Genomic DNA, 26998 nt, shown 5'->3' on the forward strand with positions numbered 1-26998 from the left:
GCTCCGCAAGATCCCAAGCATGTGACCACAGCCACTTCCCGTATGCGTTCTGACAGCGGACAGGAATTCCCCGATGCGGGAATCTCGGGGCGTCAGGAAATGACGCACGAGAAATCCTCGCGCGTCCCCATCACCCCGGAGGGACGACATGCGAACAGAGGGAATTTTCCAGGACGACAACGTGATCCCCTTTCACCGCCGGCGGCCGGCACCCCAGACGGAGGGCGACCGCCACGAGGAGCCGGAAGCCGCCGCCACCACGGTGTTGAACGCCGAGCGGGGGATCATCAACACCGGCACGGTCCATGGCGGTCAGCACGTCACCACCATCGACCTCTCCGCCCACCCCCACAGCGGAGCCGACGGTGACATCTGAGGTTCTCCGGGACGACCAGCTCGACTCCCTCGTCGCGGCCCTGGCTGCCGGACGGGACACGGTGGTCCTCGCGCCGAACGGTACGGTCAACACCGGTGTGGTGACGGGGGATCAGCGGCAGATCGTGTCCGCCCCGGCGGACGGCGGTACCCCTGCGGCACCGATGCGACAGGGCCCCGTACGGGCCAAGGACCTGAAGGCGGCACGGCGGTGTTTCGTACCGCCGCCCGGCTTCGAGGACGCTCTCGCGGCACTGGACGCCGGTGTTTCCGTGCTCGTCGGAGCACCCGGGACCGGCCGGGAGACACATGCCCTCAATCTGCTGGCCCACGGCAGGGAGGAGCCGGCGCTGGTCCAGGTGGACGGGGCGGTCGATCTCACCCGGTGGGCGCCGCGACCCAGAGGCGTGCACGGCTACCTGGTCATGGAACCCCCGGACCCCTTCGCGCTCCGCCCCTGGGACCTCTCCAGGCTGGAAACACCACTGGCAGAGGCCGGTGCGCGTCTCCTCATCGTGCTGGCGGACGCCCCCGGTCTGGCCACCGCACTGGAGGACCACCTCGGTGCGCCGGTCCTGCGCCATCTGCCGCCGGACCCGCGGAAGGTCTTCGCAGCCCATCTCGCGGACCTCTGCCTCGACGAGGACAGGTACTCATGCCTGCTGCGGTCCCTGGGACCGGACCTCTTCGACGAGTTGCTGCCCGTGGAGCTGCCGCCCCGCTCCGCGGCACAGGCAGCGGAAGCCGTGGCCCGGCTGGGCACGGGCGGCGCCTCCTGCGCCGAGGTGCTGCCCGCCCTGGCCCGGGCGGAGGCCCCGGAACTGGTGGGCCGGGCGCGGGAAGACCCCGTACTCCTCGCCCACCTGCTCTCCCTCAGCGTCTACGGCGGCCTCGACCACGGTGTCGTCATGGAGCGGGCGGTGGACCTGCTGGCGCTGGTGGGAGCCGGACCGGAGCAGGAGCCCACCACGCGGAGCCCGCGCCGTCGGCAGGCCGCGACGGCCGGTCGGCGGCCCATGCCCGAGATCCTGCGTGCCTTGGGGGCGCGCCGCACGCGACGGGCGGGGACGGACGCGGACACCGTGTCGTTCTTCTGGCCGGCCGTGGGCGATGCCGTGTGGGCGGTCGTGTGCCGTGATCACCCCGACCTGCTGCCCCTGCTGCACCCGTGGCTCGCCGGCACCGGAGACGAACCGGACCAGATCGAACGGGCCGGGCAGGCAGTGGCCGCCATGGCTGTGGCGACCGGCGGCCGGACCCTGGAGTTCCTCCGCCCTCTGGCCCTGACCCAGTGGCCTCCGGCCGTCGAGGTGGCCGCCCGGTGCCTGGGCGCGGCCGTCGGCGACCTGGCAGCGGCGGCGAAGGCGAACGACCTGCTCGACCGGTGGAGCGCCGCACCCGAGGCGGCCCTGCGGACAGCGGTCGCGTACGCCTGCCGTTCGGACCGCGGCCGGTTCACGGACGGGCATGCCCTTCGGCTGCTGCACCGGCTCATGGAGACGCTGAGCGACGACACGGACGACCTGGCCGTCACCGCGGCTGTCGCCGAGGCGCTGGTGCAACGCTTCGCGGCGGGCGACTCCCGGACCAGGGGAACCGTCCTGGGCAGGTTGCGCGACTGGGCCGGGTCCGACGGCGTCCCGGCCCGCTTGGCGGCCCTCACCTTCCCCACCATGGCGGGGAAGGACCTCGCGTGGTGCCGCGGCCGGATCCTCGCCGACACCGGGACGGCCTCCGGCATGGTCCAACTGACGGGCCATTCCCTCGACGAGTCGACCACCTACCCGTCCATGCGGGATGTCCTCCTGACATGGTGCCGCGAAGCCGACGGTGCGTCAGGGCCGGATCCGGCTCTGGAGCAACTGCTCACGGGCCTGGTGGCAGCCCGGCAGCCCGGATTCCTCCGATGGCTCCTGGCCGTCGAACGCGGCCCGGATGCCATGCCCGGCAAGGAACTGGTGTCGCGCCTGCTGACGGCATGGCGCAGCAAGGCCTCGGCCACCCCCACGGATTGACCAGGAGGAACCGATGTCACTTTCCCCTCACCCTGGCCTCTTCACCACTGTCGAACGTCAGTGGGCGGGGCGGAACCCGACACCCGAACCGCGACTCTTCGCGGCAGCGGAGGGAGCGGGCGTCCCCATCGCTCTGGAGCAGGCCCGGCAGATGCTGTACGACCGCTCCGTGGAACCCGTTGTGCGTACCGCCCTGTGGCACCAGATCGCGGAGCGCGTACGCGTCGGCGCCGACCGCTCCGACTGGTCGTCGGCAGCGGTGTGGCTGGGGTTGCCCGGTCTCCGCCGCACCGCGTTCAGGATCACCTGGTACTTCCGCGCGGAACGAGAAGACGTCGAGGCCGAACTCGTCACGTGCTACCTCGAAGCCCTGAGGGAGGTCGGGGCGCATACCCCCGATCCCGGCGAACGGGTGCTGCGCTCGGCTTGTTCGCGCGCATGGACCGTGTGGCGTCGAGCCCGCCCGGAGGTGGCTGTGGACGACGTGGAAGGTGTTGGAGGCATCCCCCTCGACACGGACAGGGAAGGCCCCTGGCAGGTGGACTACGACCCGCCCGGGGGGCGGCCCGGGCTCTCGGCCAGTCGGCGGATCACCGTCCCCGCCCACCGTGTGGAGGGCGTACGGATCGGCGCACTTGCCCAGGCGTGGGGCCTGGCCGGCACTGCTGCCTGCACCTCGTACTCGGGCCGGGGCCGTCAGGTCGCGACGATCTCCCTGCGGCGGGGCGGGAGGAAAGGGTGAACGACCGCGTGGAGACACCTCTCACCTTCCGCGAGATCTTCAACCTGCCGGTCAGTGTCGACCTGAGGACGGCGGCCAGGGCGTTCGGCATGTGCCTGGGCACTGCCTACCGGCTCGTCGCCCGTGACGCCTTCCCCTGCGACACGGTCCGGGTCGGCGGGCGCCACCGGGTGCGCACCGTGGATCTGCTGCGCGCCCTGGGCATCGAGGAGCGCCCCGTCTTCGCCGACGAGATCGCCGACGGAGTCGCGCTCACCCTCTTCGACTGACCTCCTCTTTCCGATCCGTCGGCCGCCTGCCGGCGACAAGGCATACCCGCGAACTTCCATGAACCCGAAGGAGCCTGCCATGCCCACCTGCCTCGCCATCGGGGGAACCACCGTCCCCGCCGACCCGCCCGGCCGATCCGTCCCGAACGGGCGACACCGGTCCATGGTCTTCTACGAGGACGTCGTGCGCCCCGCTTGCGAACAGTCCGGCCTCACCCTTCTCCGGGCGGACGCGCTCACGGACGCCGGCCTGCCCGCCGACCAGTTGCTGCGCCTGCTCACCGAAGTGGACGTCGTCGTCGCGGACCTCAGCGGATCCGACGACGAGCTGTCCTTCGGGCTGGGCATGCGACACGCACTCGGCCGGTGCACCGTCCATGTCACCGAGGGATCCGACACTCCATCCAGAGCGGTGAGGACTCCTTCCATCGAGCTCGCGTCGCACCCGGACGGCGCGCTCATGGCCCGGCAGCAGCTCACGAGGCTGCTGATCGACGCCTCCCACGGGCCGGCTGCCGCGGTCGCGCCTTCCCAGCCGATGACGCGGACGCGTACGGAGGAATCAGCTCCCGGCCACGACGACGGACCCGGCCTGTTCGACCTGGCCGTCGAAGCCGAGGCCCAACTGGAGGCCATTTCGGGGGACATGGTCGACGTGGAGTCCGCCCTGACGGATCTCGGGGCGATGATGGAGCTGATCGCCGAGGACATGGTCCGCGTCAGCCATCCCGGGGCTTCGATGAGTTCGAAGCTGGCGGTGATCAACCGTCTGGCCAAAGCCATCGACGGGCCGGCGGGCGACCTCGAAGCGGCGGCCGAACGCTTCGCGGAGCGCATGGGGGTCGCTGTCGGGGCGTTCGGCGCGTTCCTGGAGTGGGCGGCCGACACGCCGCGCAGCGAGTGGCCGGACGGCGCGGCGGAGGTTCTCGACCAGGTGGCGACGGCGTCCCCGGAGATGCAGACCGCGACGATCGGCTTCCAGGAGGTGATGGCCCTGATCAACATGTTCGGCGCTTCCAGCCGGCACCTGCGCGGACCGGCCCGGCGGATCGGAAAGTCCCTCCAGACCATGTTCCGGAGTGTGGCCGTGCTGGAGGAGTGGCAAGGCAGGGCCGAGGCGATCAGGCAGGCCTGACCCCCTCGCCGTGTACATGTGCCGAGGGCTGCCCGGGAGTACTCCGGGCGGCCCTTCTCGGCCGTTCCGACGAAGGCCTCCTGGCCGCCCCGTGAGAAGACGTCGACGGCGGAGCGCGAGCCTTCCCCGGGGACATCCGGCCCGGGGGACAAGCATCCGGGCGTGTCGGTGGAAGGGGCGTGCCGAGCGCAGTCTTGAGGTGCTTCGCCGGCGCGACGGCCTTCGATCACAGCTCGACCGGCCGCGACGGCCGTCGATCACAGCTCGACCGGCCCCGGTGGCGCTCGCCGCGGGCGGTCCCCCCGACGCCGCTCCTTCCTCCCCGGACAGCGTTCCCAGGGCCTGTCCGGCGCCTAGTCCGCGACCGCATCCGCATCCGCATCCGGGTGCGGGGTCCGGTCGTCGGTGGCGCGGTCGGCGTCGAGTCCGGTGACCAGGCCGCGCACGACGGGGCCGTACTCCGGGTGGGCGAGGGCGAACGCCATCTGGGCGACGAGGTAGTCGGCCGGATTGCCGGTGTCGTACCAGCGGCCCTTGATGACCTGCCCGTACACCGCCCGGGTGGCGGCGTAGGCGTTGATGGCGTCGGTCAGGTAGACCTCGCCGGTTTTGTGCTCGTACCAGCGGCGGGTCTGCTCGCGCAGTTCGTCGATGATGCCGGGGGTGACGACGTAGCCGCCGATGGCCGCGTACGACGACGGGGCGGCGGTGGGCTCGGGCTTTTCCACGAGGCCGGTGATGCGCAGCTGGCCGTCTCCGAGGTCTTCCTTGACGATGGGCACACCGTAGCGCTGGGACTCGGTGGGATCCATCGGCAGGAGGGCCAGCACCGGGCAGCCGGTCTGCTCGTACGCGCGGATCAGCTGCTGGGCGCGGGGGACCTCGGCCACGAAGACGTCGTCGGGCCACAGCACCAGCACCGGCTCGTCGCCGAAGGCGCGGGCGGCGTTCAGGACCGGGGTGCCGTTGCCGTACGGGCCGTACTGGTCGAGGTAGGTGATGTGGCCTCGACGGGCCAGCTCCGCGACCTCCTCCACCGCGTCCGCGTAGGCCGTCTTGCCGTCTTCGCGGAGTTGTTCGACGAGCGCGGGGTTGGGGCGGAAGTGGTCCTGGATGAGGCTCTTGCCACCGGAGACGACGATGGTGATGTCGGTGATGCCGGAGTCGACCAGCTCGCGCACGGTGTGCTCGATGACCGGCTTGTCGCCGACCGGGAGCATCTCCTTGGGTGTCGCCTTCGTCAGGGGCAGCAGACGGGAGCCGAGTCCGGCGGCGGGGATCACGGCCCTGCGGATCGTCGGGGGCATCAGGTCTCTCTCGGTCGAGCGGCATACCGTACCGGCCGGCACGGCGAGCTGGATGCCTACACGGTCGCACAGCTCCGGAAGGAAGTTCTCACCTGGGCCCGGGGAGCCGGCGTCGCAGACGGCGTCCATCCGCTCGTCGAGGGCGGTTCTCGGTGGCACTGCCCGTCTGGACGCTGAGGACCAGCACTTTTGACGCAACAGAGTAGAAGGGAACCGAGGGACGAATCAGCGCGGTTCGACAAGACCCTGGCCGCCGACGCCCTCCACGACGTACGCGCGCTGGGCGCGACCCGCCACGTCACCCTCACCGGACCGAACGGCGACGGACCGCCCGGCTCCGCCCGCGCTCCGGGCAGTGGCAACCGGCGCTCACCATGAGGTGAGTCGGCGGGCGGACCGTGAAGAGGAAACGGGAGCGTGGAACGATCAAGGCGGTGCGCCCGCCGCCATGAACGCGTACCACCGGGCCTTGCCACTCCGCGATCCGAGCGAACCGCGACCGAATCATCACAGGGGAGACGCCAACGCATGCATACGCCACCATCGCCACCCGGAGCGGAGCGGACTGACGAATCGGCCGTCCGGATCGGCGCTCTCGTTCCGCTGACTCGGCCCGGCTGGGTCGCGGCGGGCCAACACTTGCTCGCCGGACTCGAGTTGGCCGTTCGCGAAGCCAATGACGCCGGCGGGATCCTCGGAAGGCCACTCGAGCTGGTGGTCCGGGACACCGCGGCCGATCCACAGAGGGCCGCGGCGGCCGTGGACGAATTGGCTCGCCTGGGCGTGGCCGCCTTGGCGGGGGAGTATCACAGCGTTGTCGCTCGCGCCGCTGCCGCCAGGGCCGACGCTCTCGGCCTGCCGTTCCTCTGCTCGTCAGCGGTTCTCGACGAGCTCACCGAGCAGCCGACGGAATGGGTCGCGCGCCTCTCCCCGCCGCAGTCCCGCGGCTGGCAGGTCTACGCGGACTTCCTCCTCGGCACGGGCCACAACCGCATCGCCGTGGCAGCCCAGCCGAGTGTCTACTGGGCGACGGGGACCCGCATTCTGCGGGACCACCTCGCTTCTCGCGGCGGCACCGTCCTCGAACTCGACATGAGCGCGCTCACCCCCACGGCGGTGTGCGACGCACTCGTCGACCACCGCGTGACAGCCCTCCTGCTTCTGGTCGGTCACCCGGAGCCGGCGGTGTCGATCGTCACGTCCGTCCGTCGCGACCAGCGCCTCGCCGAGATCATGATCGGTGCTCCGGCCGGGCAACCGGAGTTCGCCGAATGGGCGACGATGCTGGGCGACGACAGCGCCGCGATCCCGTTCTTGCGCTACCTGCCCGAGCACCTCGCCCCACTCGGCGCACGAGTCGAGACGGCCCTTCGCGAGCGGCTGGCCGAAGCGCCCTCCTTCGTCGCCTTCGAGGGCTACGACACGGTCGCCGTCCTTGCCGAGGTGCTGCGTTCTCACGGCACGGACCGGGCGCGCACCGCCGCATCCTGGCCGCGTGTCGCGGTCGAAGGCACCCGCGGGCAGATCCGGTTCTCCCGCATGCCAGGCATCAGCGTGTGGCAATGGGCTCGGACGCCGATCCAAGTCGTTGATCGAGATCCGACGGACCCTGATCGCTTTCGGATACTTCACGCCGGCTGAGGGAGCACGGAGGTCAGCTGCGCGACGGGCGCCCCGACCGGACTCCCAGACCCTCGCGCGGCAGCCGGCGCCGGCCCGGGGCCGCCCGGAGGAGGGCGGAACCGACTGCTCGCCGCGCCCCGGGGCCGTCTACGGCCCGGACACCGACGCCGTCGTCCAGGTGGAGTTCGCCGCCGAAGCCGTAGGTGACGAAATCACCCGCCGTGCGGGCGGACACGTATCCGGCCGACGTCGACTATGGCTCGCCCGCGCCCCGGCCGCGCACCAACCGCCGACGCGCTAGCGCTCCGAACCGGTCGGCCGGGAGTCCGTGTCCTCGTCGCCCTGGGTGGTGGCGGCGGGGCGCAGAGCCTTGGCGCCGTCCTTCAGACGCTCCAGCGTGCGCGTCAGCTGCTGGAACGGAGACGTCGTCCGCGCCCCGGACGGCTGCTGTCCGGCGGGAGCGGCCTCGGCGGACTCGCGGAAGGCGGCGAGCGCCTCGTGGGCGCGCTCGGTCGCCTCCCGGTACAGGTCCCGGGACTTCGTCATGGCCTCCAGTGCCTCGGCGTACATCGCCACCCGTTTCCGTTCCCGGTCGAGTTCCTCCTCGAGAGTGAGAAGGTGCCAGTCCTCCCGCAGCGCGGTGAGGGCGTCGTCGGCACCGTCCGGCAGCGGTCGCGGCAGCGCGGCGAACCCCGTCACCGCCGCGACGAGGTCGGCCGGCTCCGAACCGTCGAGGAACACCGTGCGTACGGTGAAGTCCTCGGCGTCGTAGCCGGACGGGGCCGGGGTGCCGGGCAGCACCACCGCACCGCCGCGCGGCACGTCCACACCGAACTCCCGCAGCGCCCAGTTCACGACTCGCAGCTGATGCGGCGCGGCCCGGTGTTCCACGACGCGGTGGCGCAGGCTCGGCGGCAGCCATCGTGTGAGGGGCAGCCGGCCGCGCTCGTCCGTGGTCATGGCCTCGTGGACGACGACGTGGACGCACCATCCGCTGTGCCCGGAGTCCCTGAGCAGGCGCCGTACATCCTTGTCGTCCTCGGGCAGGGTGGTGATCCTGCTCAGCGACAGGCCTGTGGCGGCGTCGTGGTCCCAGTCGCCGTACTCCGGCCAGAACCGGGTGACGGGGGACGGCCATGCCGGGTCCCACGCCTGTTCCGCCTCCGCGAGCAGGGTCCACTCACGCCCGCCGCCCAGGTCGGGCGCGAGGCTGAGCCGGGCGCGCACGGTCACCTCGTCGGGAACCCGCCAACGGGCCTCGAAGACCCGCTCCGGGGAGTCGCCCCCGGCGTCGGGCACCTCCAGGAAGTCGTCGATGACGTGGCTGTCCTTGAGCTGTCGCAGAGTGTGACGGAGGACGCCTTCCGCGTCGGGTCCGACGTGGCGGCCGCGAGCCGGCCACACCGTGGGGGGAATCGTGGAACGGGCTGTGGGGGAGGTCGGCATAAGTCCATCGGGCAGCAGGGGCACGTGCGTATGCCAGTATCGTCGCCGCGGCCCGGCGGAAGACACCGGGGGTCCCACCGGCCTCCGCCTCGGCCGCGCGACCTTCCCGGAGGTACCCACCGCTGCCCACCTCCCCGGTCGCGGCGGGACTCGCATCCAGGGACGACATCGGTCACGCCCGACTCGTCCGCCCGTCGTCACCCGGACGGGCGCACTCCGTTCGCCGGCCTGACCACCACCCGCGCCGCTACGGACCCCGACGCACGTGCTGGAGGCGTCGGTGAGGAGTTTTCGACTCTCCCGGCCGGGGACTCGGTGCTCATGGTGCACATCGGATACACGATGATGACCGAGCAGGCCGGCCCCCGTGAGCTCGTCGACCATGTGGTTCGGGCCGAGGGCGCGGGGTTCGACTTCTCGGTGACCTCCGACCACTACTTCCCGTGGCTGCGCTCGCAGGGCCACTCGCCGTACGCGTGGAGCGTGCTGGGCGCGGCCGCCCAGGCGACCTCGCACATTCCGCTGATGACGTACGTGACCTGCCCGACGTTCCGCTATCACCCGGCGGTGGTGGCGCAGAAGGCGGCGACGATGCAGTTGCTGTCGCAGGGGCGGTTCCGGCTGGGGCTCGGCTCGGGCGAGAACCTCAACGAACACGTGGTGGGCGGCGGCTGGCCGTCCGTGAACGTACGGCACGAAATGCTCGAGGAGGCGGTGGAGATCATCCGGGCGCTCTTCGAGGGCGGCCATGTGAACCACCATGGGGCGCACTACGACGTGGAGTCCGCCCGGCTGTGGGACCTGCCGGACGAGCCGCCGCCCCTCGGCATCGCCGTCTCCGGCGAGCACTCCTGCGCCCTCGCGGGCAGGCTCGCCGACCTGGTCATCGCCACGGAGCCCGAGCCGGGGCTGCTCCAGGCCTTCGACCGGCACGGCGGCGCGGGCAAGCCGCGCGTGGGCCAGCTGCCGGTCTGCTACGACCCCGACCGCGACACGGCGGTCCGGCGCGCGCACGACCAGTTCCGCTGGTTCGGCGGCGGCTGGAAGGTCAACTCCGAGCTGCCGCACCCGGATTCGTTCGCATCGGCCACGCAGTTCGTCACGCCCGACGACGTCGCCGCGTCCATCCCGTGCGGCGACGATCCGGAGGCCTTCGTCGAGGCCGTACGCCCGTACGCCGAGGCCGGGTTCACCGAGATCGCCCTGGTGCAGATCGGCGGCGAGTCGCAGCCCGCGTATCTGGACTGGTCGGAGAAGACACTGCTGCCCGCCGTGCGCGACGCCTTCGCATGACGCCACGCCACTCCGAGGCGAGAGCTGACCGAGCATCGCCACTCCTGCCGGGCACGCGAAACGCTCGGCCGGGAACCCAGCCGAGCGTCTCGCGAAGCTCCTGGCCGCAGCCGCAGCCAGGTGCTCTCGGTCAGCAGGTCGAGTTGGTCTGGGTGAGGAGGCCGAGCCGCCACGGGAGGGTGTTGTAGTCACCGCCGGCGTTGGGGTTCATGCCCTGGTAGAGGTACTGGAGCCGGCAGGCGGGGATGGTCAGTGTCTGGTCGTAGCCTGCGCGGATCATCTCGCCGTGGCTGATGTCCCTGGTCCAGGCGCCCGAGGGGAAAGTGACGTTGTTCGCCCGGGCGAACGGGTTGCTCTCGGACGCGGCCAGTTGTGTCCAGGAACCGGCGAGGCTGGGGGAGGTCCAGGAGCGGAAGTAGCGCCGGCCGTCCGATCCGATGGCCTCGACCAGGAGCAGATACTGGTTGGAGCCCTGCACCTTGTACACGTTGCTCGCTTCGAACAGGGCGTATTTGGAGTCCTGGGCCGCGATGACGGTGTTGGTGAAGCCGTTGGGGAACTGGCCGACGGTTGTCTGGGAGCGGTACAGGTGTCCGTTGTCGTCGGAGGAGAACAGGTAGCAGTTGGCGCTGTCGCAGATCACCCACATGTCGACCCAGTGGCCGTTGCCGATGTTCTGTTTGATGATGTCGGGCATCGACGAGTAGAAGTTGCGTGGTGCGCTCCACCCGTTGGGGTTGCTGATGTCGGGGTTGGTGGAGTATGAGGCGTTGCCGGTCTGGTACACGAGGTACCACAGGCGTTGCGGCGCGTAGTAGAAGACCTCCGGTGCGGCTCGGTATCCGCGGCCGATGGCGCTGCGGTCCAGGTAGTGGTGCGTGGCCGAGCCGGCCTGGGACCAGTCACTGAAGTTCAGGTACACCAGGTTGTATCCGGAGGAACTCGCGGTGCTGGCGAACACGTGGTACTTGCCGTTGTACTGGACGACCGTCGGATCCTTGATGCCCGCGATGTTGTGGGTGGCGTCCGACTTCGGTGAGATCAGTGTCCCGCTGGAGCTCCAGGAGAAGCGGGAGGGCAGCGCGGCGGCGGACCGGGGCGAAGGGGCGTCGGCCTGCTGTGCCGTGGCCGTGCCGCCCATCGCGGTGAGCGTCGACTGGTAGGCCGGTTTCTTGTTGCCGCCGCGGTCGAACAGCAGGGGGTTCTCCCCGGCGCGCCAGGAGTCGCTGTCGCGGATGCCCCAGACGGTGATGCCGGTGCAGCGCGCGACGTTCAGGCAGGCCCTGACCGTGTTGGCGTACGCGTTCGCCGGTGCCTGGGCGATGTCCAGTTCGGTGATCTGGACGTCCACGCCGAGGGCGGCGAAGCTCGACAGTGTGGTCTGGAAGCTGGCGGGCGGGCCGCCGGTGCCGAAGTGGGCCTGGAGGCCGACGCAGTCGATGGGCACGCCGCGCGCCTTGAAGTCGCGGACGAGGCGGTAGACGCCCTGGGTCTTGGCGTCGCTCCAGTTCTCGATGTTGTAGTCGTTGTAGCAGAGCTTGGCCGCCGGATCGGCTGTCCGGGCCGTGCGGAAGGCCTGCTCGATGAAGCCGTTGCCCAGTACGTCCCGGAAGACGGAGCTGCGGAGCTGGCCGCTGGGGCCGTCGGCGAAGGCCTCGTTGACCACGTCCCAGGAGTGGATCCGGCCCTTGTAGCGGTTCATCACGGTGGTGATGTGGTTGTTCATCACGCCGCGCAGGGTGTTCGCGTCCCTGATGGAGCTGACCCAGCCGGGCAGTTGGGAGTGCCAGACCAGGGTGTGGCCGCGCAGGCGCTGACCGCGGGCCGCCGCGCGGTTCACGATCTGGTCGGCGGCGCCGAAGGTGAACTGTCCGCGGGACCGTTCGGTCGCGTCCCACTTCATCTCGTTCTCGGGGGTGACCGAGTTGAACTCGCGGTCCAGGATGCCGGTGTACGTTCCGTCGCCGAGCCGTCCGGCGGCCACGGCGGTTCCGAAGTACCGTCCGGACTGGGCGGCTTGGGCGCCGAGGGTGGAGGCCTTCACGGCGTCGGGCGCGGCGGTCGCGGCCTCTGGCGTGACCAGGGCGGCCACGGCCAGCAGGGATAACACCGAGGCTCGGCGACGGCCGAGCCGTTTCAGCGGGTTCATGGTTCTCCTCGTACGGCTGGCGGGTGGTTGGGTTGGTGCGGTCGGTGGGATCGGGTCAGGGCGTGGACAGCTCGAACCGCTGGACGCGGACCGCGCCGCCGAGTGCCTGGGTGGCGTGGTTGAAGAGGGCGAATCGGTAGCCCATGAAGAAGCGCCAGTCGTTGCCCAGGGAGAAGGCGGGCCCGAGGCGGGTGAAGTGGGTGCCGTCGGTGCTGTAGGAGAAGGTGCCGGACCGGGACGCTCCGGGACGGATGTCGGCGTTCGCCCGCAGCCAGAGGCGACCGCTCGGCGCGCTCGCGCCGGCCCGCACCACGCCGGTGCCGGTGGTGTTCCAACTGCCGTCCATGGTCAGCCCGTCGACCATGACCACTTGTGTCGTACCGCCGTCGCGCTTGAGCCCGATCCATGCGGAGGAGTCCCGCAGCAGCGCGAGTCCGGCCCGGTCGCCGTCCCGCATCGCCGAGTGGTCGAGCTGGACGGTGGCAGTGGAAGTGGGGCCCTGGATGCGGTGTGTGAGGGTGTTGCGGGCCCAGTACAGGTCGTTGGTCACGGTCGCGGTCCGCAGGGTCAGGCCGTTGTTCACCGACCACTTGGTGTTGTCCGGGTTGTGGTTCCACTCCCACTTCGGCTTGAGGGTCGTGCCGTCGAAGGTGTCGACGCCGACCATGGGGGTGACCGGGCGGGGCGGAGTGGGCACGGCCGGGCTGGGATACGAGGTGCCCCAGGCGCCGTTCACCAGTTGCACGACGGGCCAGCCGTCCGCGGTCCAGGTGACCGGCGCCAGGGCAGGCACCCGGCCGCCGGGGTACGCGTCCACGAAGGCCAGGTAGTACCAGGCACCGCCCTGCGTCCGCACCAGCCCGCCCTGGTGCGGGACGCCACCGCCGGGGATCGGTCCGCGCAGGTCCAGCAGGACCTGACGCATCGTGTACGGACCGAAGGGGCCGCTCGAGGACTTCAGGATGTACTGGCCGTTGGCGGGCCGGGTCAGGAAGATGTAGTACTGCCCGTTGATCTTGTAGAAGCGGGCCCCCTCCAGGGTGCCGACACTCGACGGCGTGGTGAACACCTGCTGCGTACGGACCTGGGTGCGGCCGTCGGGCGAGAGCTGGGCCACGCTGATGGTGGTGTTTCCGTACGCCACGTACAGGGTGTCGTCGCTGTCCACGAGCAGCCCGGCGTCGTAGTACGGCGTGCTGATCGTGGTGAGTCTGTTCCACGGTCCCTCGACGGCGGTGGCGGTGTAGATGTACGTCCTGGCGAAGTCGATCTGGCCGAGCCAGTAGAAGGTCCCGTTGCTCGGGCGGTGGGCCAGCGACGACGCCCAGACGCCCCGTACGTAGCCACGGCCACCGTTCAGGTCGTACTTGGCGCCGAAGTCGAGGACGGGCACCGAGTGACCGGCGATCTCCCAGTTCACCAGGTCGTACGAGCGCAGGACGGGTGCGCCCGGCGAGTAGTGCATCGTGGAGGCCGAGGCGTAGTAGGTGCCGCCGACGCGGATGACATCGATATCCGCGAAGTCCTGCCAGATGACCGGGTTCGTGTACTGCGCTGCGGCCGCGAGGGCAGGCCCTGGCATGAGGCCGGAGGCCGCTACGCCGCGCTCGGCTCCGACCAGGGGAAGAAGGGAGCCCGTCACGAGACCGGTGGCCGCAGCCAGCGCTCGACGGCGGTCCCATTGCTGATGAGGGCATGACATATCCATGGCGTTCTCCTTGCGTGGCCGGGCCGTTGTGGTTGGCGCGTGGAGCAGCCGTCAGCCTCAGGGCTGAGCGGCGGGTGCCGTTCGCGATGTCGGAGTTCGACCGACACATCGAGCACTCCGGATGATAGAAGGCCGATACATCCCGTCAATGCCCCTCGCATGATGCGGTTTCTACATCGAAATATTTCGCTCTTTCGGTGTGCCGGAAGCGCTGGACGTCGACCTCCTCCCCCGCGGTCTCGCGCCTGGTCGGCGTGCGCTTGGAGCTGATGCTTTGATCGCGGAGCCGGTAAATCCCAGGGTATTGACATGTTTGGCCGTCTCCCTAATAGTCCGGGACAGCCCTGGGACGGATTCCGCTTCGATCGTGAGTATGTCCGAATCTTGCGGTCCTCCTTGATGTGTCAGGCGCGCGACATTCAGTCCGTTCGTGTTCTCGGAAAGGTGAGCCAAGTGATCTCTAGGGCAAGATCCCTCTTACGGCCCGCCGTGGTCGCGGTGCTGCTCGTCCTGGCCCTGGGGAGCACCGCGCTCCCGGCCTCCGGCGCGGCTGCCGCCTCCGTGCGTACCGCCGCCGCGACCCCCGGCTGCGGCAAGGCACCCGCACTGACGAGTGGTACACACACGATCCAGAGCGGCGGCAAGAACCGGAGCTTCATCCTGCGGATCCCGGACGGCTACGACCGGAACCGCGCCTACCGGCTGGTCTTCGGGTTCCACTGGCTGGGCGGCACCTCGACCGACGTCGCCACGGGCCGCACCGTGGAGACGGGCACCTGGGCCTACTACGGGCTCCAGCGACTGGCGAACAACAGCGCCATCTTCGTCGCGCCCCAGGGCCTCAACAACGGCTGGGCGAACGCGGGCGGCGAAGACGTCACCTTCGTCGATGACATGATCAAGCGGATCGACGCCGGTCTGTGCGTCGACACGACGCAGCGCTTCGCTCTGGGATTCAGCTATGGCGCCGCCATGTCGTACGCGCTCGCGTGTTCCCGGGCGACGGTCTTCCGCGCGGTCGCCGTCCAGAGCGGCGGACAGCTCAGCGGATGCGGCGCCGGCACCCAGCCCATCGCCTACCTGGGGGTGCATGGTCTCAGGGACAGCGTCCTCGGCATCTCCGGCGGACGGACGATGCGGGACAGGTTCGTCAGGAACAACGGCTGCACTCCGCAAAACCCGCCGGAGCCGGCGCAGGGCAGCCTGACGCACCGGGTCACCACCTACTCGGGGTGCAGGGCCGGGTATCCGGTCGCCTGGGCCGCGTTCGACGAAGGACACATCGCCGCTCCGCAGGACGGGGCCGGCGGTGACAGCGGCTCCAGGACCTGGCTGCCCGGGGAGGTGTGGAAGTTCTTCACACAGTTCCAGAACTCCACGCCGTCGCCGGGGACTTCGGCCTGCCGCATCAGCCACACCGGCAGCGGGTGGAGCACCGGACTGACCTCGAACATCACCCTCACCAACACCGGCCCCACCGCGATCGACGGCTGGTCCCTGGTCTTCACCCTGCCCGGCGGCCAGGCCATCACCTCCGGCTGGAACGCCGACTACTCGCCCGGATCCGGCCGGGTGACGGCCAGGAACGTCTCCCACAACGCCACCATCGCTCCGGGCGCGTCCGTCGACATCGGCTTCCAGGCCACCCACACCGGCGATACCACCTCGCCGAACTCGTACACGCTCAACGGCACCGCCTGCGCCGTCACAGGAGTTCGGTGAAGTGACCAGAGGGCCCGGCCACGCGCGGAAGCGAGGTCCGCGGGCGCCTGGAGGATGACCTCGCCCCCGCCCGCCGGCCACGAGTACCCGCATGTTCGGGGTGCTTGTCGCCATCCGCGGCGAGAGCCTTCGCCGCGGATGGCCGTCAAGGCGCCGGGCGGCACTCGAGCCCCGCCGCCAGTCACGTCATGCCCTGGTGCAGGCGGTCCCGTGTCAGTCCACGGGCACGGCCTGCCGGACGAGTCCATCACGTTCTGCGAAGCTCCAGCTGCCGATCGCCGACGGGGCGACGAAGGACAGCACGTCGTCGGACCCGTTGTTGCCCGACCACACCTGCCAGGTGCGTCCACCCACGGTGGCCGTGCCGACCTGGGAACCGATGGGCTGGATCGCCGGGATCCCACCCGGCGGGGTGACGGCGTTGCCTGCCTGCGAGTCCGCCACGGCCCGAGCGACCTCAGTCCGCGTTGAGGGGAATCCGCAGCCGCACCCGGTAGCCGCCCTCCGTGGTCGGGCCCGCCTCCAGGGTGCCGTGCAGGATGTCGGCCCGTTCCCGCAGGCCGACCAAGCCCTGGTGCGAACCGGGGAGGGAGAGAGAAGGACGCGTGGGCGGGGTGTTGGTGACGGTCACTCCGACGTCGTCACCGTCCTGCCACAGCTCGACGCGGGCCGTGGCGCCGGGAGCGTGCTTGCGGACGTTGGTCAGCGCCTCCTGGACCGTGCGGTAGAGAGCCCGTTGGGCCGGTGTGCCCACGGTGGGCGGGAGTTCACCCTTCAGCTGTGTGTGAGTGCCGCTTGACTCCACCAGTTTGTGCAGGTCGGCCAGGGTGGGCTGAGGAGTCAGCTCGGTGGCGTCGCCGCCGGAGGCACGCAGCAGCGTGACCATGGTGCGCAGTTCGTCGAGTGTGGTGACGCTGAGCGAACGGATCGTTCGAGCGGCCTCTTGGGCATTCGCGTCCGGGCCGGCGACCTGCAAGGCTCCGGCCTGTACGGCGATCAGGCTGACCTGGTGGGAGACCACGTCGTGCATCTCGCGGGCCAGCTGGGCGCGTTCGCGGGCGAGCATGGCCTGCGCGTGCAAAGCCCGCTCGTGCTCCCTGGCCTCCTCGATCTCCACCAGCCGCCGCGCCAGGTCCCGGTGCGCCTGGAGGAGCTGCCCGAAGAGGACCGGGGCGACAGCGGTGGCCAGGCTGTACACGAAGTCGATCAGCGTCATCGTCCGGCCGACCTCGGCGAAACTGGCCAGGGGCCACGGAACGCTGCTCGCCACGGCGGCCAGGGCGACGCACCCCGCGAGGAGAGGACGGTTGCGGGAGCGTTCGGCCAGGGTGAACAGCGCCACGAGCGGGGCGACGGCGACCGGCTCCGTCAGCGCGACCGGCAGGGTGAGCAGGAAGGCGCCGAGCGGGAACCTGCGCCGGAAGGCCAACGCGGCGCACCCGAGCGAGGCCGGCGCAACGCCGGGAGGCGTGTCGTCCCAGAGGTTCAGCAGCCATACGTCCACGGCTGCCACCGCCACCAGGACCATGTCGACGACCGGCGCGGGCACACGCTCCCACAGGGCGCGTGCGCGATTCATCGTCTGGCCTCCGGCCGCGGGCCCTCGTCGAGCAGCCCGGCCCGCTGCGCCAGCAGTGCGGCCTGCACCCGGCTCGTCACACGAAGCTTCATGAGGATCGCGCTGACGTGGTCCTTCACGGTGCCGGCACCCAGGTGGATGCGCGCCCCGATGTCGGCGTTCGACAGGCCCTCCGCCACCAGGACGAGGACATCGCGCTCCCGCGCGGTGAGCAACCGGACTCTGGCCGCCTCCTCGTCGACGGCGGCCTCGGTGCGGGGGTGGCTGTGCAGCAGGGTGCGCGACGCCTTGGGGGACAGCACCACGCCGCCCGCGGCAAGGGTGCGCACCAGGTGGGCCAGCTGCTCCGGCTCGGTGTCCTTGAGCAGGAAACCGGCGGCGCCGGAGTGCAGCGCGGTCAGGATGTACTCGTCGGCGTCGAACGTGGTCAGCATCGCCACGACGGGAGCGTCCGGCCTGGTGCGCAGCTCGCGCAGCACCGTGAGCCCGTCGACGTCCGGCATCCGGATGTCCAGCAGCACCACGTCGGGCCGCTCCCGGCGGACGGTCTCCACGGCTTCGCCGCCGCTCGCGGTCGCGACGACCTCGATGTCGTCGGACGCGCCCAGAATGAGCCCGAACCCCGACCGGACCAGAGCCTCGTCGTCCACCACCACTACCCGGATCACGTGCGCTCCGCCTCACCTTCGTCCCTACCCCCGGCGTTTACCGCCTCGACCCTAAAGCCCCGGAGCGTCCCTGCAGCCCCTGGAATGGCAGCTCCAGTCACCCGGCGGGGTATCACCCTCCGGTCGGCAGGGGCACGGCAGCCTTGCGCCGGATACTCCGCGGCCCGCCCGTTTTTCAGGCTGAGAACCATGACGCAGCACTCGGACACCGCGGTGCGTCCGGGCGACGGGAAGTCCCCGATACACGGGAAGTCCCCGATACACGGGAAGCCCTCGATGCACGAGAAGCCCTCGATACACGGGTAGTCCCCGATACGCGAGAACTCCTCGGTACGAGAGAGAGCCGAACCCACCCCCGGCAGGCTGGGCACGCCCCGCGCGCCGGGCGTGGGCAAGGCTGATCGGTCTGGACCGTCGAGGTGATCCTCGCCTTCTACGGCGTGTACTTCCTGCTCGTCCCGCCGCTGTACCGGCTCGGCGCCGACCCCCTGTCCCCGCTCTTCACCGGCACGTACCCGGCTCTGACGTGGATCCCGTTCGGGAACGCCGGCATGGCCGTCGCCCGTCTCGGCCTGACCGCCACCGCCACCGCCACCGCCGTACGTATGCGCGCCTCGCGCCTGCGCCGCCTGGCCGGGCCGGTCGCGGTGCCTTCGTTCAGGACGTCGTGCCGGTCACCGTGCTTCCCGACTTGGTCACGTAGTACGTCGTGGTGGCGCCGCTCCAGAAGTGGAAGGTGAGCTTCACGCGCGTGTCACCCTTCACCGCGTCGAGGAAGGCGGGGGTGAGGCGGATGGCCTTCTTGGCCTTGTCCTGCGTCCGCAGCGGCAAGGCCCTCGACGACAACGGCAGCACCAGCGACGGCGCGGCGATGCTGCAGTGGACCGACAACGGCAGCCCCCGGCAGCAGTGGGCCATCACCGCGCTGGGCGGTGGCGCGTACCGGCTCACCAACCGGCACAGCGGCAAGGTGCTGGACAACGGCAACACCGACACGGAGGGGAGCACCATCATCCAGTGGTCCGCCAACGGCGGCTCCCCGCAGCAGTGGAACCTGACCAGGATCGGCTGAGTGCACCGGGGGGCGGGCATCTTGGTCCCCTCAGGCGACGCTGAACGGCGCGGGCCCGAGGTCTCTACACGGAACTCGTACGTGCCACGCGAACCCGCGCCTCGTGCCGTTCGAGCACAAGGCGGGCCGTACGGGCCATGGCCTCGTCGACCATCTCACCTTGGAAGGTCACGGCGCCCGTCCCGTCCCTCTGTGCCGCCTCGACCGCCGCGATCAGCTCGGCGCAGCGGGCGAGTTCGGCGGAGCTGGGAGAGAACACCTCGTTGATCACGGGGACATGGGAGGGATGGATCGCCATCATGCCCTCGTAGCCGAGGGAGCGGTTCTGTTCGGCGAAAGCGCGTAGTCCCGCCAGGTCGGTGATGCGCGTCCACAATCCGCTGACCGGGCAGGGCACTCCGGCTGCCCTGACGTCCAGCAGAACACGGGCGCGCAGTGCCGCCGTTTCGGTTCCCTCGGGGCTCCAGCGGTAGCCGACGGCGCGTTCCACGTCGCCGCCGGGGGCGCTGAGAGCGCCCACGTAGGCGATGCGCGAGGCGGCTCGCGCGATGTCGTAGGCCTCGCGCAGGCCGCGCGCCGTCTCCAGCAGGGGCACCAGGGCGACCCGGCCCGGCGGCAGGCCCTGTTCCTGTTCGCACCAGCCCAGCAGCCGGTCGGCAAGCTCCACGTCCTGGGCGCGGCGGACCTTGGGAAGGACGACACCGGCGAGCCCGGGCCGTACGACCGCTCGCAGTTCCTCGGCCCCCGCCCAGTCGTCCAGCGGGTTGACACGGACGAACAACGCCATCCGTCCCGCCTGATCGGGTGGCGCGGCGGCGGCCCGTGCGACGGCGTCGGCCACCTGCGCGCGGGCGGCGAGCCTCCCCGAGGCGGGCACCGCGTCCTCCAGGTCGAGGACGGCCGCGTCGGCGCCCGCCGCCCGGGCCTTGGGCAGCCAGTCGGTTCTCGTGCCGGGGACGAAGAGCAGGGAGCGCAGCGGGGGCCGGTCGACCACTCCCGCGTCCACCTCGGCAGGTCTCTTCGAAGACGCCTCAGATGACATCGCTCTTCTCCAGGTCGGCCAGCTCGTCCGCACTGAGCCCCAGCCACTGCCCGTAGACCAGGTGGTTGTCCTGTCCGAGGGCGGGACCCGTCCGCCAGACCCGGCCGGGCCGCTGCCGGAAGTGCGGGATCACCGCCTGCATACGTACCGGACCGAGATCGGGGTCATCGACGGTGACGATGTCCTCGCGTTCGGCGTACACGGGGTCGGCGGCGATGTCCGCGGCGTCGAACACCCGTGAGGCCACGACTTCGGCGCGGGTGAACTCCTTCAGGCACTCGCCGGTGCCGCGCTCCGCCACCCAGTTCCGCAGACCTTCGTCCAACTGCGCGCGCCGGTCGTACTGTTGCTCCGCCGTGGCGAACTCCTCCTCGGGGAGCCCCAGCAGACGGGCGATGTTACGCACCGAGCGCAGCGTCGCGGACGTCACCGTGATCCACTCGCCGTCGCGGGAGCGGTAGGTGTTGATCACGGCCCCGGGGGCGACCGCCAGTTGGTTGCCGGAGCGTTCGGGCACTCGTCCCAACTGGTCGTGGACGATGACCTGCCACTCGACGAGACGGAACAGGGACTCGAAGAGAGCGAGGTCGATCCACTCGCCGTCGAATCCGGGGTCGTGGTCACGGCGGTGGAGAGCGGCCAGGACGGCGTAGGCGCCCATCAGGCCGGTCACGGCGTCGCCGTGGGAGAAGCCGGTGTGGACGGGCGGACCGTCGGGAAAACCGGTCAGATGGACGACTCCGCTGCGCGCCTCACCCATCTTGCCGAAGCCGGGGGCGTCCGCCTGCGATGACGTGGCGCCGAAGCCGGAGATCTGCAGCAGCACGGCCCGGGGGTTGATCCGGTGCACGGAGTCCCAGTCGAGTCCCCAGCTGCGCAGGCGCCCCGCGCGCAGGGTGACGATGACGACGTCCGCCCAGGCGACGAGCCGGTGGGCGACGAGTCGGCCGGCCTCGTGGTGCAGATCGAGGGTGACCGAGCGTTTGTTGCGGCCGGCGACCTTGAACCACAGGGGGACACCGTCACGTTGAGGCCCCATGGCGCGGGCCGCGTCTCCGGCGCCGGGGGGTTCCACGTGTACGACGTCGGCCCCTTGGTCGGCGAGCATCGAGCCCGCCAACGGACCGGCCACCACATGGGCGAACTCGACCACTTTCAGCCCGTGCAACTGCCCGCTTCCGGCGCTGTTCCGCTCGTCGTCCGACACCGATGCGCTCCTTTGCCCCTGCTGTTCCGCGTGGGTCCCCGACAGCGTCGTCCGCGTGGGTGCGGCACGGCCGTCGCCGTTGTCTTCAGACTGCCGGAGCGGAGAAATGCCTGTCGAGCAACAGAAGGCCATCAATCAATGCGAAAAACGCATGAATAGGGGAGGGGTCGGTACCGGCCTCACGCCCACGAAACCCCGGGCGGAAGCGGACGCCCCTGGAGGCGGAACTCTTCGAGCGTCTCCAGGAACCGCACCGTCACGGCCGGGAGCGTCCGCCGAACGCGCAGCACGATGTCCAGGCGTCGGTCCACCACGGGGTCCACCAGAGGACGGCAGACGACGGGTCCGGCACCCATCAGCGGGAGCACGAGGGCGGGCATCGCCGACACCCCGAGGCCGGCGGTCACCAGTCCGCCCACGGTCGCGATACTGCCCGCCTCGGCCGCCGGTACCGCGTGCGCGTCGATCTGGGCGAACGCCGCGTCGGTGAGCCGGCGCACGCTCGAGTCGCGCCCGACGGCCAGGAACGGTTGACGAGCCAGGTCCTCCCAGGCGAGCTCGTGGCGATCGGCGAGCGGGTGGCCCTCCGGCAGCACCGCGACGAAGCGGTCCCTGACCAGGGGGCGGTGCTCCAACTGCTCCGGCGGGTTGCCGACGGTGGTGATCGCGAAGTCGGCGTCGCCGGACAGGACCCGGTCCAGTACCGACCGCTCCAGGCCGTCGAGGAGGCGTACCGCCACCTGCGGCCGCCGCTCGCGGAAGTCGGAGATCACCTGCGGCAGAAGCACCGCGGCAACCGAGGGAAGGGTGGCCACGGCGACCGTTCCCGACTCGCCGAGCAGGTACCGCCTGAGCTCCTTCATGCCCGCCCGGTGAGCGGTGACGATCTGCTCGGCGACACGCAGGGCCTCGACGCCCGCCGCGGTCAACTGCACGTTACGGGTGTCCCGTTCGAGGAGTTGCACGCCGAGCTGTCGCTCCAGATCCGCGACCGCGCGGCTGAGTGAGGACTGGGACACGTGCATCTCCGCGGCGGCCGCGGTGAAGCTCGCGGCCCGGGCGACGGCCGCGTACGCCGCCAGTTGACGCAGGGTGGTGGCCTCCATGGCCGACGAGCATAGGGCTCGCCCGCTTGCATTGATGCGCTTATCGCATGGACAGATCTCGGTTTGATGCTGGACACCGATCCACCGGTGCTCCGAAACTCTCGCGTAACACCTCGGCCCGCCTCCCCCGCCCAGCCCCGCCCACCGCCGCCGAGGGCCGTCCCCGAGAAAGCGAGCGCCGCCATGCTGGCAGCCCTGGGCTTCGCCACGATCGCCGTCCTCCTGCTGCTCACCATGACCAAACGCGCCTCGGTACTGGTCGCTCTGATCCTGCTTCCGGTGCTGGCGGCGCTCATCGGCGGATTCGCGGGCGACCTGGGGGAGTTGATTCTCGGGGGGCTGTCCAAGGTGGCCCCCACCGGCATCATGATCGCCTTCGCGGTCCTGTACTTCAGCCTGATGGTGGACGCGGGGCTCTTCGACCCCCTGATCCGCGGACTGTTGCGGGCGGCGCAGGGCGACCCGTTGCGGATCACCGTCGCCACGGCCGTCCTCACGCTGTGCGTGGCCCTGGACGGCGACGGTGCCTCCACCTTCCTCATCACCGTCTCCGCACTGCTGCCGGTCTACAAGAGGCTCGGCATGAACCCCCTGGTGCTGTCCGGCGTCGTCTGCCTGGGCGCGGGCGTGATGAACATGGTTCCCTGGGGTGGCCCGACGGTACGCGCCATGGCGGCACTGAAGCTGGACAGTTCCGACGTCTTCAACCCCGTGCTGCCCGCGATGGGCTTCGGTGTCGTCTGGGTGTTGGTGGCCTCCTACCTGCTCGGCCGCCGGGAGCGCAACCGTCTTGCCGCGCTGTCCCCGCAGGGTCCGGTCACGGACGTGCGCACGGCCGACGGGCAGGAGCGTCTGGCCCTTCGGCCCTCCGGGGACGGGCCCGGCACCGTCCACGTCCCGCCGCTGCCGCGGACCTGGCTGAACATCTTCAATCTCCTGCTCACCATCGCTCTCCTGGTCTGCCTGATCCAGGAAGTGATGCCACTTCCGGTGCTGTTCGTCCTCGGGTTCGCGATCGCGGCGCTGGTCAACCACCCCACCTGGGAACAGCAACAGGCGCTGCTCGACAAGCACGCCAAGAGCGTGGTCCTGGTCACCACGATGATCTTCGCGGCCGGCGTCCTCACCGGGATCCTCACCGGCACCAAGATGATCGACGAGATGGGCGAGACGCTCGTCTCCGTCGTCCCCGACTCCTTCGGCTCGCACCTGCCCGTCGCGGTGGCCGTCACCGGCATGCCGCTGAGCCTGGTCTTCACCCCGGACGCCTACTACTTCGGCGTACTGCCCGTACTCGCCGAGACCGCGCAGGGCTTCGGCACGGACCCGGCCGAGGTCGCCAGGGCCGCCATTCTCGGCCAGATGACCACGGGGTTCCCGCTCAGCCCGCTCACCGCGTCCACGTTCATCCTGGTCGGCATGAGCGGTGTGTCGCTCGGCGAACACCAGCGCTTCATCTTCCGCTGGGCCTTCGCCACCACCCTGGTCATGACCGCCGGCGCCCTGCTGACCGGTGCGTTCTCCCTGTGACCGGTGTCCCGGGCCCGAGCGGAGTCCCCGCCGGCCGCGGGCTCCCGGCAGCCACCGCACATGCCGCTCAGACCTCCGACGTGCCACCCGCTTCCGGGAGTCCGGAGCTGGGCGAACGGATCCACACACCCCAGGCACCCGGTCCGGGTGCCCCACCGACCGAGACGAGGACCCATGAGAGGGATCACCAGACGTACGGCGCTCGCGGTCACCGCGGGTGCGGTCGCGGCGCCGGCCGTGGGCACGGCGACCGCCTTGGCCGCCGACACCACGACAGCCACATCCCAAGGACGACATGCGGCCTCCGGGCCCAATCCGGTCCTGCGGACGGACCTCGTCACGCGGGTCACACCGAGGAACAACTGGCTGGTGACAGCCGTCGCCCTCCGGTACTCGCATCCCATTGACCTGCGCGGCGCGGTGATCCCTCCCTCGGCCTTCCAGGTGAAGGCCACCGTGGGCGGACAAACAGCGGCTCGCACGGTGACCCGGGTCTACTCCAGCACCACCGCAGAAGTGGACGACCGATCTCACCCCGGACGGCCGGGGGACCGCCTGATCATCGAACTCGACCCGAACGACTCCAACGCGCGGGCCGCGGGCACCGACCCCCTTCCCCTCGACCGCGCCTACTCCGTCAGACAAGTGGCGGACGTGCACACCCCTGAAGGCGAACCAGTGCTCAAGGCCGGCCCGTTCGCGAGCCGGAACGATGACGTCATCACTCCCGTGGTCGACGACTTCGCCGCCGGTTCCTTCACCGACTCCGCGGGTTTCGAACTGGACTTCCGGCTGTACCAGCCCGCGGGATTCGTACGGAACCCGCAGACGCGCAAGCGGTATCCGCTCGTCGTCACCCTGCACGGCGGCGGCGAAGTCGCGGACAACAACATGACCCAGCTCACCTCCAACCGGATCGCGGTCACGTTCGCCAAACCGGAACGACAGCGCCGCGACCCCGCGTTCGTCCTGTCCCCGCAGATCCCCCTGCCCCGCCCCATGGACGGACCCGACGGCACGGACTGGACCGACGCCAAGGTCCAGGCCGCGCTGATCGAACTCATCGACACCTTCGTGAGCGAGCACTCCCGCAACGTGGACACAGCCCGGCTCTATCTCGTCGGCCTGTCCTCGGGCGGGCGCGGTATCTACAGCCTGCTGGCGAAGCGCCCCGACATGTTCGCGGCCGCTCTGCCCACGGCCGGCTGGGGCGACCCGGCCACCATGGAGAGGATCACGCACATCCCGATCTGGGCCGACCACTCCGTCGACGACCCGATCGTCCCCTACCGGGAGGGCCGGTTCGGCAAGCCCGGCACCTGGACACTGATGAACGCGCTGGAGACCGCCGGCGCACGGATCACCCGTGGGGAGTGGGCCAACGACCTGCCGAAGGCACAGTTCGAGGCCCGGTCAAGGGCTCTCCTACGGCAGGCCCGGGCCACGCGCAGCCACGTACTGTTCACGAGCTACACGGCCGGAACGACACCGGTGAACCCACACCTCTCATGGGCCCAGACGTACGAGAACGACGTGGTCGTCGACTGGCTCTTCGCACAGTCCCGCTAGCCGCCGCACGCGGCGCCCCTTCGCGCACCCAGCTGTCCGGTTACCGCGCTCTCACCGCCATCCGGAGGTAAGCAATGCGTCCATCCAGTCGTTCGACCCACACCACCGTGCAGTTACGGACCCGACCCGGCGCCCTGACGGCACTGATCGCCCTGGTCACCACCATCGGCTTGGCGCTGACTCTGCTGACAGTCGCCGCCCCGCCTGCGGCCGCCGCCGACCTGCTGTCCCAAGGCAAACCCGCGACCTCCTCGTCCACCGAGAACGCGTCCACCCCCGCGTCGGCGGCGGTGGACGGCAACACCGGGACGCGCTGGTCGAGCACGTTCAGTGACCCGCAGTGGCTGAGAATCGATCTGGGCGCCACCGCCACCATCAGCCAAGTCGTGCTGCGCTGGGAGGCCGCGTACGCCCGCGCGTTCCAGATCCAGACCTCCGACAACGGCACCACCTGGACCACCGTCCACTCGACCACGACCGGCACCGGCGGCGTGCAGACCCTCGACGTGAACGGCAACGGCCGGTACGTCCGTCTCCATGGCACCCAGCGCGGCACCGCCTACGGCTACTCGCTGTGGGAATTCCAGGTGTACGGCTCCGGTGGTGGCACCCCTCCGGGCAACGGGATCCCGGACCCGACGGCCGCTTCCCTGGAGGCCACCAACGGGCCGCTGACCACCGCCACCTACACGGTTCCCAGTCCCACCGGGTACGGCTCCGGCACGGTCACGTACCCCACGAACAGTGGCTCGTACCCGGGCGTCGTACTGATGCCTGGCTATCAGGGCACACAGCAGAACCTGCAGTGGCTCGCACCCCGCCTCGCCTCCTGGGGCTTCGTCGTCATCAACGTCGGAACGAACACCCTCAGCGACGATCCCGCATCACGCGGCCGTCAGATCACCGCCGCCGGCACCCAGCTGCTCGCGCTCGGCGACGCCCCCGGCAACCCGATATCGGGGAAGCTCAACGGCACGCTCGGCGCGGTCGGTCACTCGATGGGCGGCGGTGGTGTCATGGCGGCCCTCCGGGACGACGCGCGCTTCCGGGCGGGCGTGCCCACGGCCCCGTACTACCCGAACGCGAACTTCTCGGGAGTCACCGAGCCGACGTTCTTCCTGACCTGTCAAAGCGACCCTGTCGCCCACGGCAACGACTACGCGGTGCCCTGGTACACCTCCATGTCCCAGGCCGAGAAGCTCTACATCGAGGTTCCGGGCGACCATCTGTGTCCGATGACGGGCTCCGGAAACAAGGCCAAGCAGGGCAAGTGGATCGTGTCGTTCCTCAGCCTCTGGCTGGGTGCCGACACCCGTTTCAGCCCGTTCCTGTGCGGTCCCGTACGTGATGCCGACAAGAACAACACGTCCCTGGTCACGCGCTGGATGGACACCTGCCCGTTCTGACCGCCTCGCTCGGACGGGCATAGCTCAACCCGCTG

24 protein-coding genes and 1 pseudogene are annotated in these 26998 nt (G+C 70.3%); 13 read left to right on the forward strand and 12 right to left on the reverse strand.

Translation table 11 applies throughout. The features are described from left to right. The first annotated feature begins 148 nt into the window (after nt 1-148). The 5 genes from JIX56_RS40405 to JIX56_RS40425 all read left to right on the forward strand — a co-directional run bounded on the left by JIX56_RS40405 (nt 149) and on the right by JIX56_RS40425 (nt 4536). Complete coding sequence (locus JIX56_RS40405) at nt 149-376, forward strand: S-type pyocin domain-containing protein (RefSeq protein ID WP_257548495.1); 228 nt, start codon at nt 149-151, stop codon at nt 374-376. Next, nucleotides 366-2390 carry a hypothetical protein gene (locus JIX56_RS40410; protein ID WP_257548496.1) on the forward strand — a complete coding sequence of 675 codons (2025 nt, stop codon included), beginning with the start codon at nt 366-368 and terminating at the stop codon, nt 2388-2390. The genes JIX56_RS40405 and JIX56_RS40410 overlap by 11 nt, the downstream gene beginning before the upstream one ends. 13 nt (nt 2391-2403) lie before the next feature. After that, nucleotides 2404-3132, forward strand: coding sequence for a hypothetical protein (locus JIX56_RS40415; RefSeq protein ID WP_257548497.1), 729 nt, complete (start codon nt 2404-2406; stop codon nt 3130-3132). Beyond that, on the forward strand, nt 3129-3401 hold the full coding sequence (locus JIX56_RS40420) for a helix-turn-helix domain-containing protein (protein ID WP_257548499.1): 273 nt from the start codon (nt 3129-3131) through the stop codon (nt 3399-3401). The genes JIX56_RS40415 and JIX56_RS40420 overlap by 4 nt, the downstream gene beginning before the upstream one ends. 79 nt (nt 3402-3480) lie before the next feature. Then, entirely contained in the window at nt 3481-4536 is a 1056-nt protein-coding gene (locus JIX56_RS40425) for a hypothetical protein (protein ID WP_257548501.1), read from the forward strand. Nucleotides 4537-4889: 353 nt separating this feature from the next. On the opposite strand, the gene JIX56_RS40430 is transcribed toward JIX56_RS40425, so the two are convergent. Then, nucleotides 4890-5843: a UTP--glucose-1-phosphate uridylyltransferase gene (locus JIX56_RS40430; protein ID WP_257551396.1), complete on the reverse strand. Its 954-nt coding sequence runs from the start codon at nt 5841-5843 to the stop codon at nt 4890-4892. A 189-nt stretch (nt 5844-6032) separates the two neighbouring features. Here JIX56_RS40430 and JIX56_RS40435 point away from each other — a divergent pair, with 189 nt between their 5' ends. Further along, nucleotides 6033-6221 carry a hypothetical protein gene (locus JIX56_RS40435; RefSeq protein WP_257548503.1) on the forward strand — a complete coding sequence of 63 codons (189 nt, stop codon included), beginning with the start codon at nt 6033-6035 and terminating at the stop codon, nt 6219-6221. Between the two features lie 150 nt (nt 6222-6371). Further along, complete coding sequence (locus tag JIX56_RS40440; protein ID WP_257548504.1) at nt 6372-7484, forward strand: ABC transporter substrate-binding protein; 1113 nt, start codon at nt 6372-6374, stop codon at nt 7482-7484. Between the two features lie 13 nt (nt 7485-7497). On the opposite strand, the gene JIX56_RS40445 is transcribed toward JIX56_RS40440, so the two are convergent. Further along, nucleotides 7498-7701, reverse strand: a complete 204-nt coding sequence (locus JIX56_RS40445) for a hypothetical protein (protein WP_257548506.1) — start codon at nt 7699-7701, stop codon at nt 7498-7500. Nucleotides 7702-7763: 62 nt separating this feature from the next. Continuing rightward, on the reverse strand, nt 7764-8912 hold the full coding sequence (locus JIX56_RS40450) for a hypothetical protein (protein ID WP_257548508.1): 1149 nt from the start codon (nt 8910-8912) through the stop codon (nt 7764-7766). Nucleotides 8913-9233: 321 nt separating this feature from the next. Here JIX56_RS40450 and JIX56_RS40455 point away from each other — a divergent pair, with 321 nt between their 5' ends. After that, the gene (locus JIX56_RS40455) at nt 9234-10205 is read left to right on the forward strand and encodes an LLM class F420-dependent oxidoreductase (RefSeq protein ID WP_257548510.1); all 972 of its coding nucleotides are present in this window, start codon (nt 9234-9236) and stop codon (nt 10203-10205) included. 130 nt (nt 10206-10335) lie between these two features. Here the strand turns inward: JIX56_RS40455 and JIX56_RS40460 are convergent, their stop codons facing one another. Both JIX56_RS40460 and JIX56_RS40465 read right to left on the reverse strand, forming a co-directional pair. Further along, nucleotides 10336-12354: a non-reducing end alpha-L-arabinofuranosidase family hydrolase gene (locus JIX56_RS40460; RefSeq protein WP_257548512.1), complete on the reverse strand. Its 2019-nt coding sequence runs from the start codon at nt 12352-12354 to the stop codon at nt 10336-10338. A gap of 55 nt (nt 12355-12409) precedes the next feature. Then, a complete protein-coding gene (locus tag JIX56_RS40465) occupies nt 12410-14056 on the reverse strand; it encodes a glycoside hydrolase family 43 protein (RefSeq protein WP_257551397.1) in 1647 nt (548 codons plus the stop codon). Nucleotides 14057-14551: 495 nt separating this feature from the next. Between JIX56_RS40465 and JIX56_RS40470 the strand changes: the two genes are divergently transcribed. Continuing rightward, nucleotides 14552-15784, forward strand: a complete 1233-nt coding sequence (locus JIX56_RS40470) for a cellulose binding domain-containing protein (protein ID WP_257551398.1) — start codon at nt 14552-14554, stop codon at nt 15782-15784. Nucleotides 15785-16009: 225 nt separating this feature from the next. Here the strand turns inward: JIX56_RS40470 and JIX56_RS40475 are convergent. From JIX56_RS40475 to JIX56_RS40490, 4 genes and pseudogenes are all read right to left on the reverse strand, one after another. Next, a pseudogene (locus tag JIX56_RS40475) lies at nt 16010-16174 on the reverse strand (GH12 family glycosyl hydrolase domain-containing protein); the annotation flags it as partial. A gap of 67 nt (nt 16175-16241) precedes the next feature. Then, on the reverse strand, nt 16242-17363 hold the full coding sequence (locus JIX56_RS40480; RefSeq protein WP_257548513.1) for a sensor histidine kinase: 1122 nt from the start codon (nt 17361-17363) through the stop codon (nt 16242-16244). Beyond that, a complete protein-coding gene (locus tag JIX56_RS40485) occupies nt 17360-18031 on the reverse strand; it encodes a response regulator (RefSeq protein WP_257548515.1) in 672 nt (223 codons plus the stop codon). The genes JIX56_RS40480 and JIX56_RS40485 overlap by 4 nt, the downstream gene beginning before the upstream one ends. A 657-nt stretch (nt 18032-18688) precedes the next feature. Next, complete coding sequence (locus JIX56_RS40490) at nt 18689-18886, reverse strand: hypothetical protein (RefSeq protein ID WP_257548517.1); 198 nt, start codon at nt 18884-18886, stop codon at nt 18689-18691. Between JIX56_RS40490 and JIX56_RS40495 the strand changes: the two genes are divergently transcribed. After that, nucleotides 18825-19103, forward strand: a complete 279-nt coding sequence (locus JIX56_RS40495; RefSeq protein ID WP_257548519.1) for an RICIN domain-containing protein — start codon at nt 18825-18827, stop codon at nt 19101-19103. The genes JIX56_RS40490 and JIX56_RS40495 overlap by 62 nt on opposite strands. Before the next feature lie 64 nt (nt 19104-19167). Here the strand turns inward: JIX56_RS40495 and JIX56_RS40500 are convergent, their stop codons facing one another. The 3 genes from JIX56_RS40500 to JIX56_RS40510 all read right to left on the reverse strand — a co-directional run bounded on the left by JIX56_RS40500 (nt 19168) and on the right by JIX56_RS40510 (nt 22458). Further along, nucleotides 19168-20145, reverse strand: a complete 978-nt coding sequence (locus JIX56_RS40500; RefSeq protein WP_257548521.1) for an HpcH/HpaI aldolase/citrate lyase family protein — start codon at nt 20143-20145, stop codon at nt 19168-19170. Then, the gene (locus JIX56_RS40505; RefSeq protein ID WP_257548522.1) at nt 20135-21352 is read right to left on the reverse strand and encodes a CaiB/BaiF CoA transferase family protein; all 1218 of its coding nucleotides are present in this window, start codon (nt 21350-21352) and stop codon (nt 20135-20137) included. Before JIX56_RS40505 ends, JIX56_RS40500 begins: the two co-directional genes overlap by 11 nt. Nucleotides 21353-21531: 179 nt before the next feature. Continuing rightward, complete coding sequence (locus JIX56_RS40510; RefSeq protein ID WP_257548523.1) at nt 21532-22458, reverse strand: LysR family transcriptional regulator; 927 nt, start codon at nt 22456-22458, stop codon at nt 21532-21534. Nucleotides 22459-22641: 183 nt separating this feature from the next. On the opposite strand from JIX56_RS40510, the gene JIX56_RS40515 reads away from it, so the two are divergent. The 3 genes from JIX56_RS40515 to JIX56_RS47755 all read left to right on the forward strand — a co-directional run bounded on the left by JIX56_RS40515 (nt 22642) and on the right by JIX56_RS47755 (nt 26963). Beyond that, nucleotides 22642-23988, forward strand: coding sequence for a CitMHS family transporter (locus JIX56_RS40515; RefSeq protein ID WP_257548524.1), 1347 nt, complete (start codon nt 22642-22644; stop codon nt 23986-23988). A gap of 174 nt (nt 23989-24162) precedes the next feature. Continuing rightward, the gene (locus tag JIX56_RS40520; RefSeq protein ID WP_257548525.1) at nt 24163-25557 is read left to right on the forward strand and encodes a prolyl oligopeptidase family serine peptidase; all 1395 of its coding nucleotides are present in this window, start codon (nt 24163-24165) and stop codon (nt 25555-25557) included. A 74-nt stretch (nt 25558-25631) separates the two neighbouring features. Then, entirely contained in the window at nt 25632-26963 is a 1332-nt protein-coding gene (locus JIX56_RS47755) for a poly(ethylene terephthalate) hydrolase family protein (RefSeq protein WP_443031951.1), read from the forward strand. Nucleotides 26964-26998: the final 35 nt, after the last annotated feature.

It is taken from the genome of Streptomyces sp. CA-210063 (assembly GCF_024612015.1).
GTDB lineage: Bacteria > Actinomycetota > Actinomycetes > Streptomycetales > Streptomycetaceae > Streptomyces.

Excerpts from the sequence above, each read along its gene's own strand:
- JIX56_RS40405 (WP_257548495.1), top strand. The coding sequence starts at position 149 with ATGCGAACAGAGGGAATTTTCCAGGACGACAACGTGATCCCCTTTCAC.
- JIX56_RS40415 (WP_257548497.1), top strand. The coding sequence starts at position 2,404 with ATGTCACTTTCCCCTCACCCTGGCCTCTTCACCACTGTCGAACGTCAG.
- JIX56_RS40425 (WP_257548501.1), top strand. The coding sequence starts at position 3,481 with ATGCCCACCTGCCTCGCCATCGGGGGAACCACCGTCCCCGCCGACCCG.
- JIX56_RS40430 (WP_257551396.1), bottom strand. The coding sequence starts at position 5,843 with ATGCCCCCGACGATCCGCAGGGCCGTGATCCCCGCCGCCGGACTCGGC.
- JIX56_RS40440 (WP_257548504.1), top strand. The coding sequence starts at position 6,372 with ATGCATACGCCACCATCGCCACCCGGAGCGGAGCGGACTGACGAATCG.
- JIX56_RS40450 (WP_257548508.1), bottom strand. The coding sequence starts at position 8,912 with ATGCCGACCTCCCCCACAGCCCGTTCCACGATTCCCCCCACGGTGTGG.
- JIX56_RS40455 (WP_257548510.1), top strand. The coding sequence starts at position 9,234 with ATGGTGCACATCGGATACACGATGATGACCGAGCAGGCCGGCCCCCGT.
- JIX56_RS40460 (WP_257548512.1), bottom strand. The coding sequence starts at position 12,354 with ATGAACCCGCTGAAACGGCTCGGCCGTCGCCGAGCCTCGGTGTTATCC.
- JIX56_RS40465 (WP_257551397.1), bottom strand. The coding sequence starts at position 14,056 with ATGTCATGCCCTCATCAGCAATGGGACCGCCGTCGAGCGCTGGCTGCG.
- JIX56_RS40480 (WP_257548513.1), bottom strand. The coding sequence starts at position 17,363 with ATGAATCGCGCACGCGCCCTGTGGGAGCGTGTGCCCGCGCCGGTCGTC.
- JIX56_RS40495 (WP_257548519.1), top strand. The coding sequence starts at position 18,825 with ATGGCCTTCTTGGCCTTGTCCTGCGTCCGCAGCGGCAAGGCCCTCGAC.
- JIX56_RS40500 (WP_257548521.1), bottom strand. The coding sequence starts at position 20,145 with ATGTCATCTGAGGCGTCTTCGAAGAGACCTGCCGAGGTGGACGCGGGA.
- JIX56_RS40510 (WP_257548523.1), bottom strand. The coding sequence starts at position 22,458 with ATGGAGGCCACCACCCTGCGTCAACTGGCGGCGTACGCGGCCGTCGCC.
- JIX56_RS40515 (WP_257548524.1), top strand. The coding sequence starts at position 22,642 with ATGCTGGCAGCCCTGGGCTTCGCCACGATCGCCGTCCTCCTGCTGCTC.
- JIX56_RS40520 (WP_257548525.1), top strand. The coding sequence starts at position 24,163 with ATGAGAGGGATCACCAGACGTACGGCGCTCGCGGTCACCGCGGGTGCG.
- JIX56_RS47755 (WP_443031951.1), top strand. The coding sequence starts at position 25,632 with ATGCGTCCATCCAGTCGTTCGACCCACACCACCGTGCAGTTACGGACC.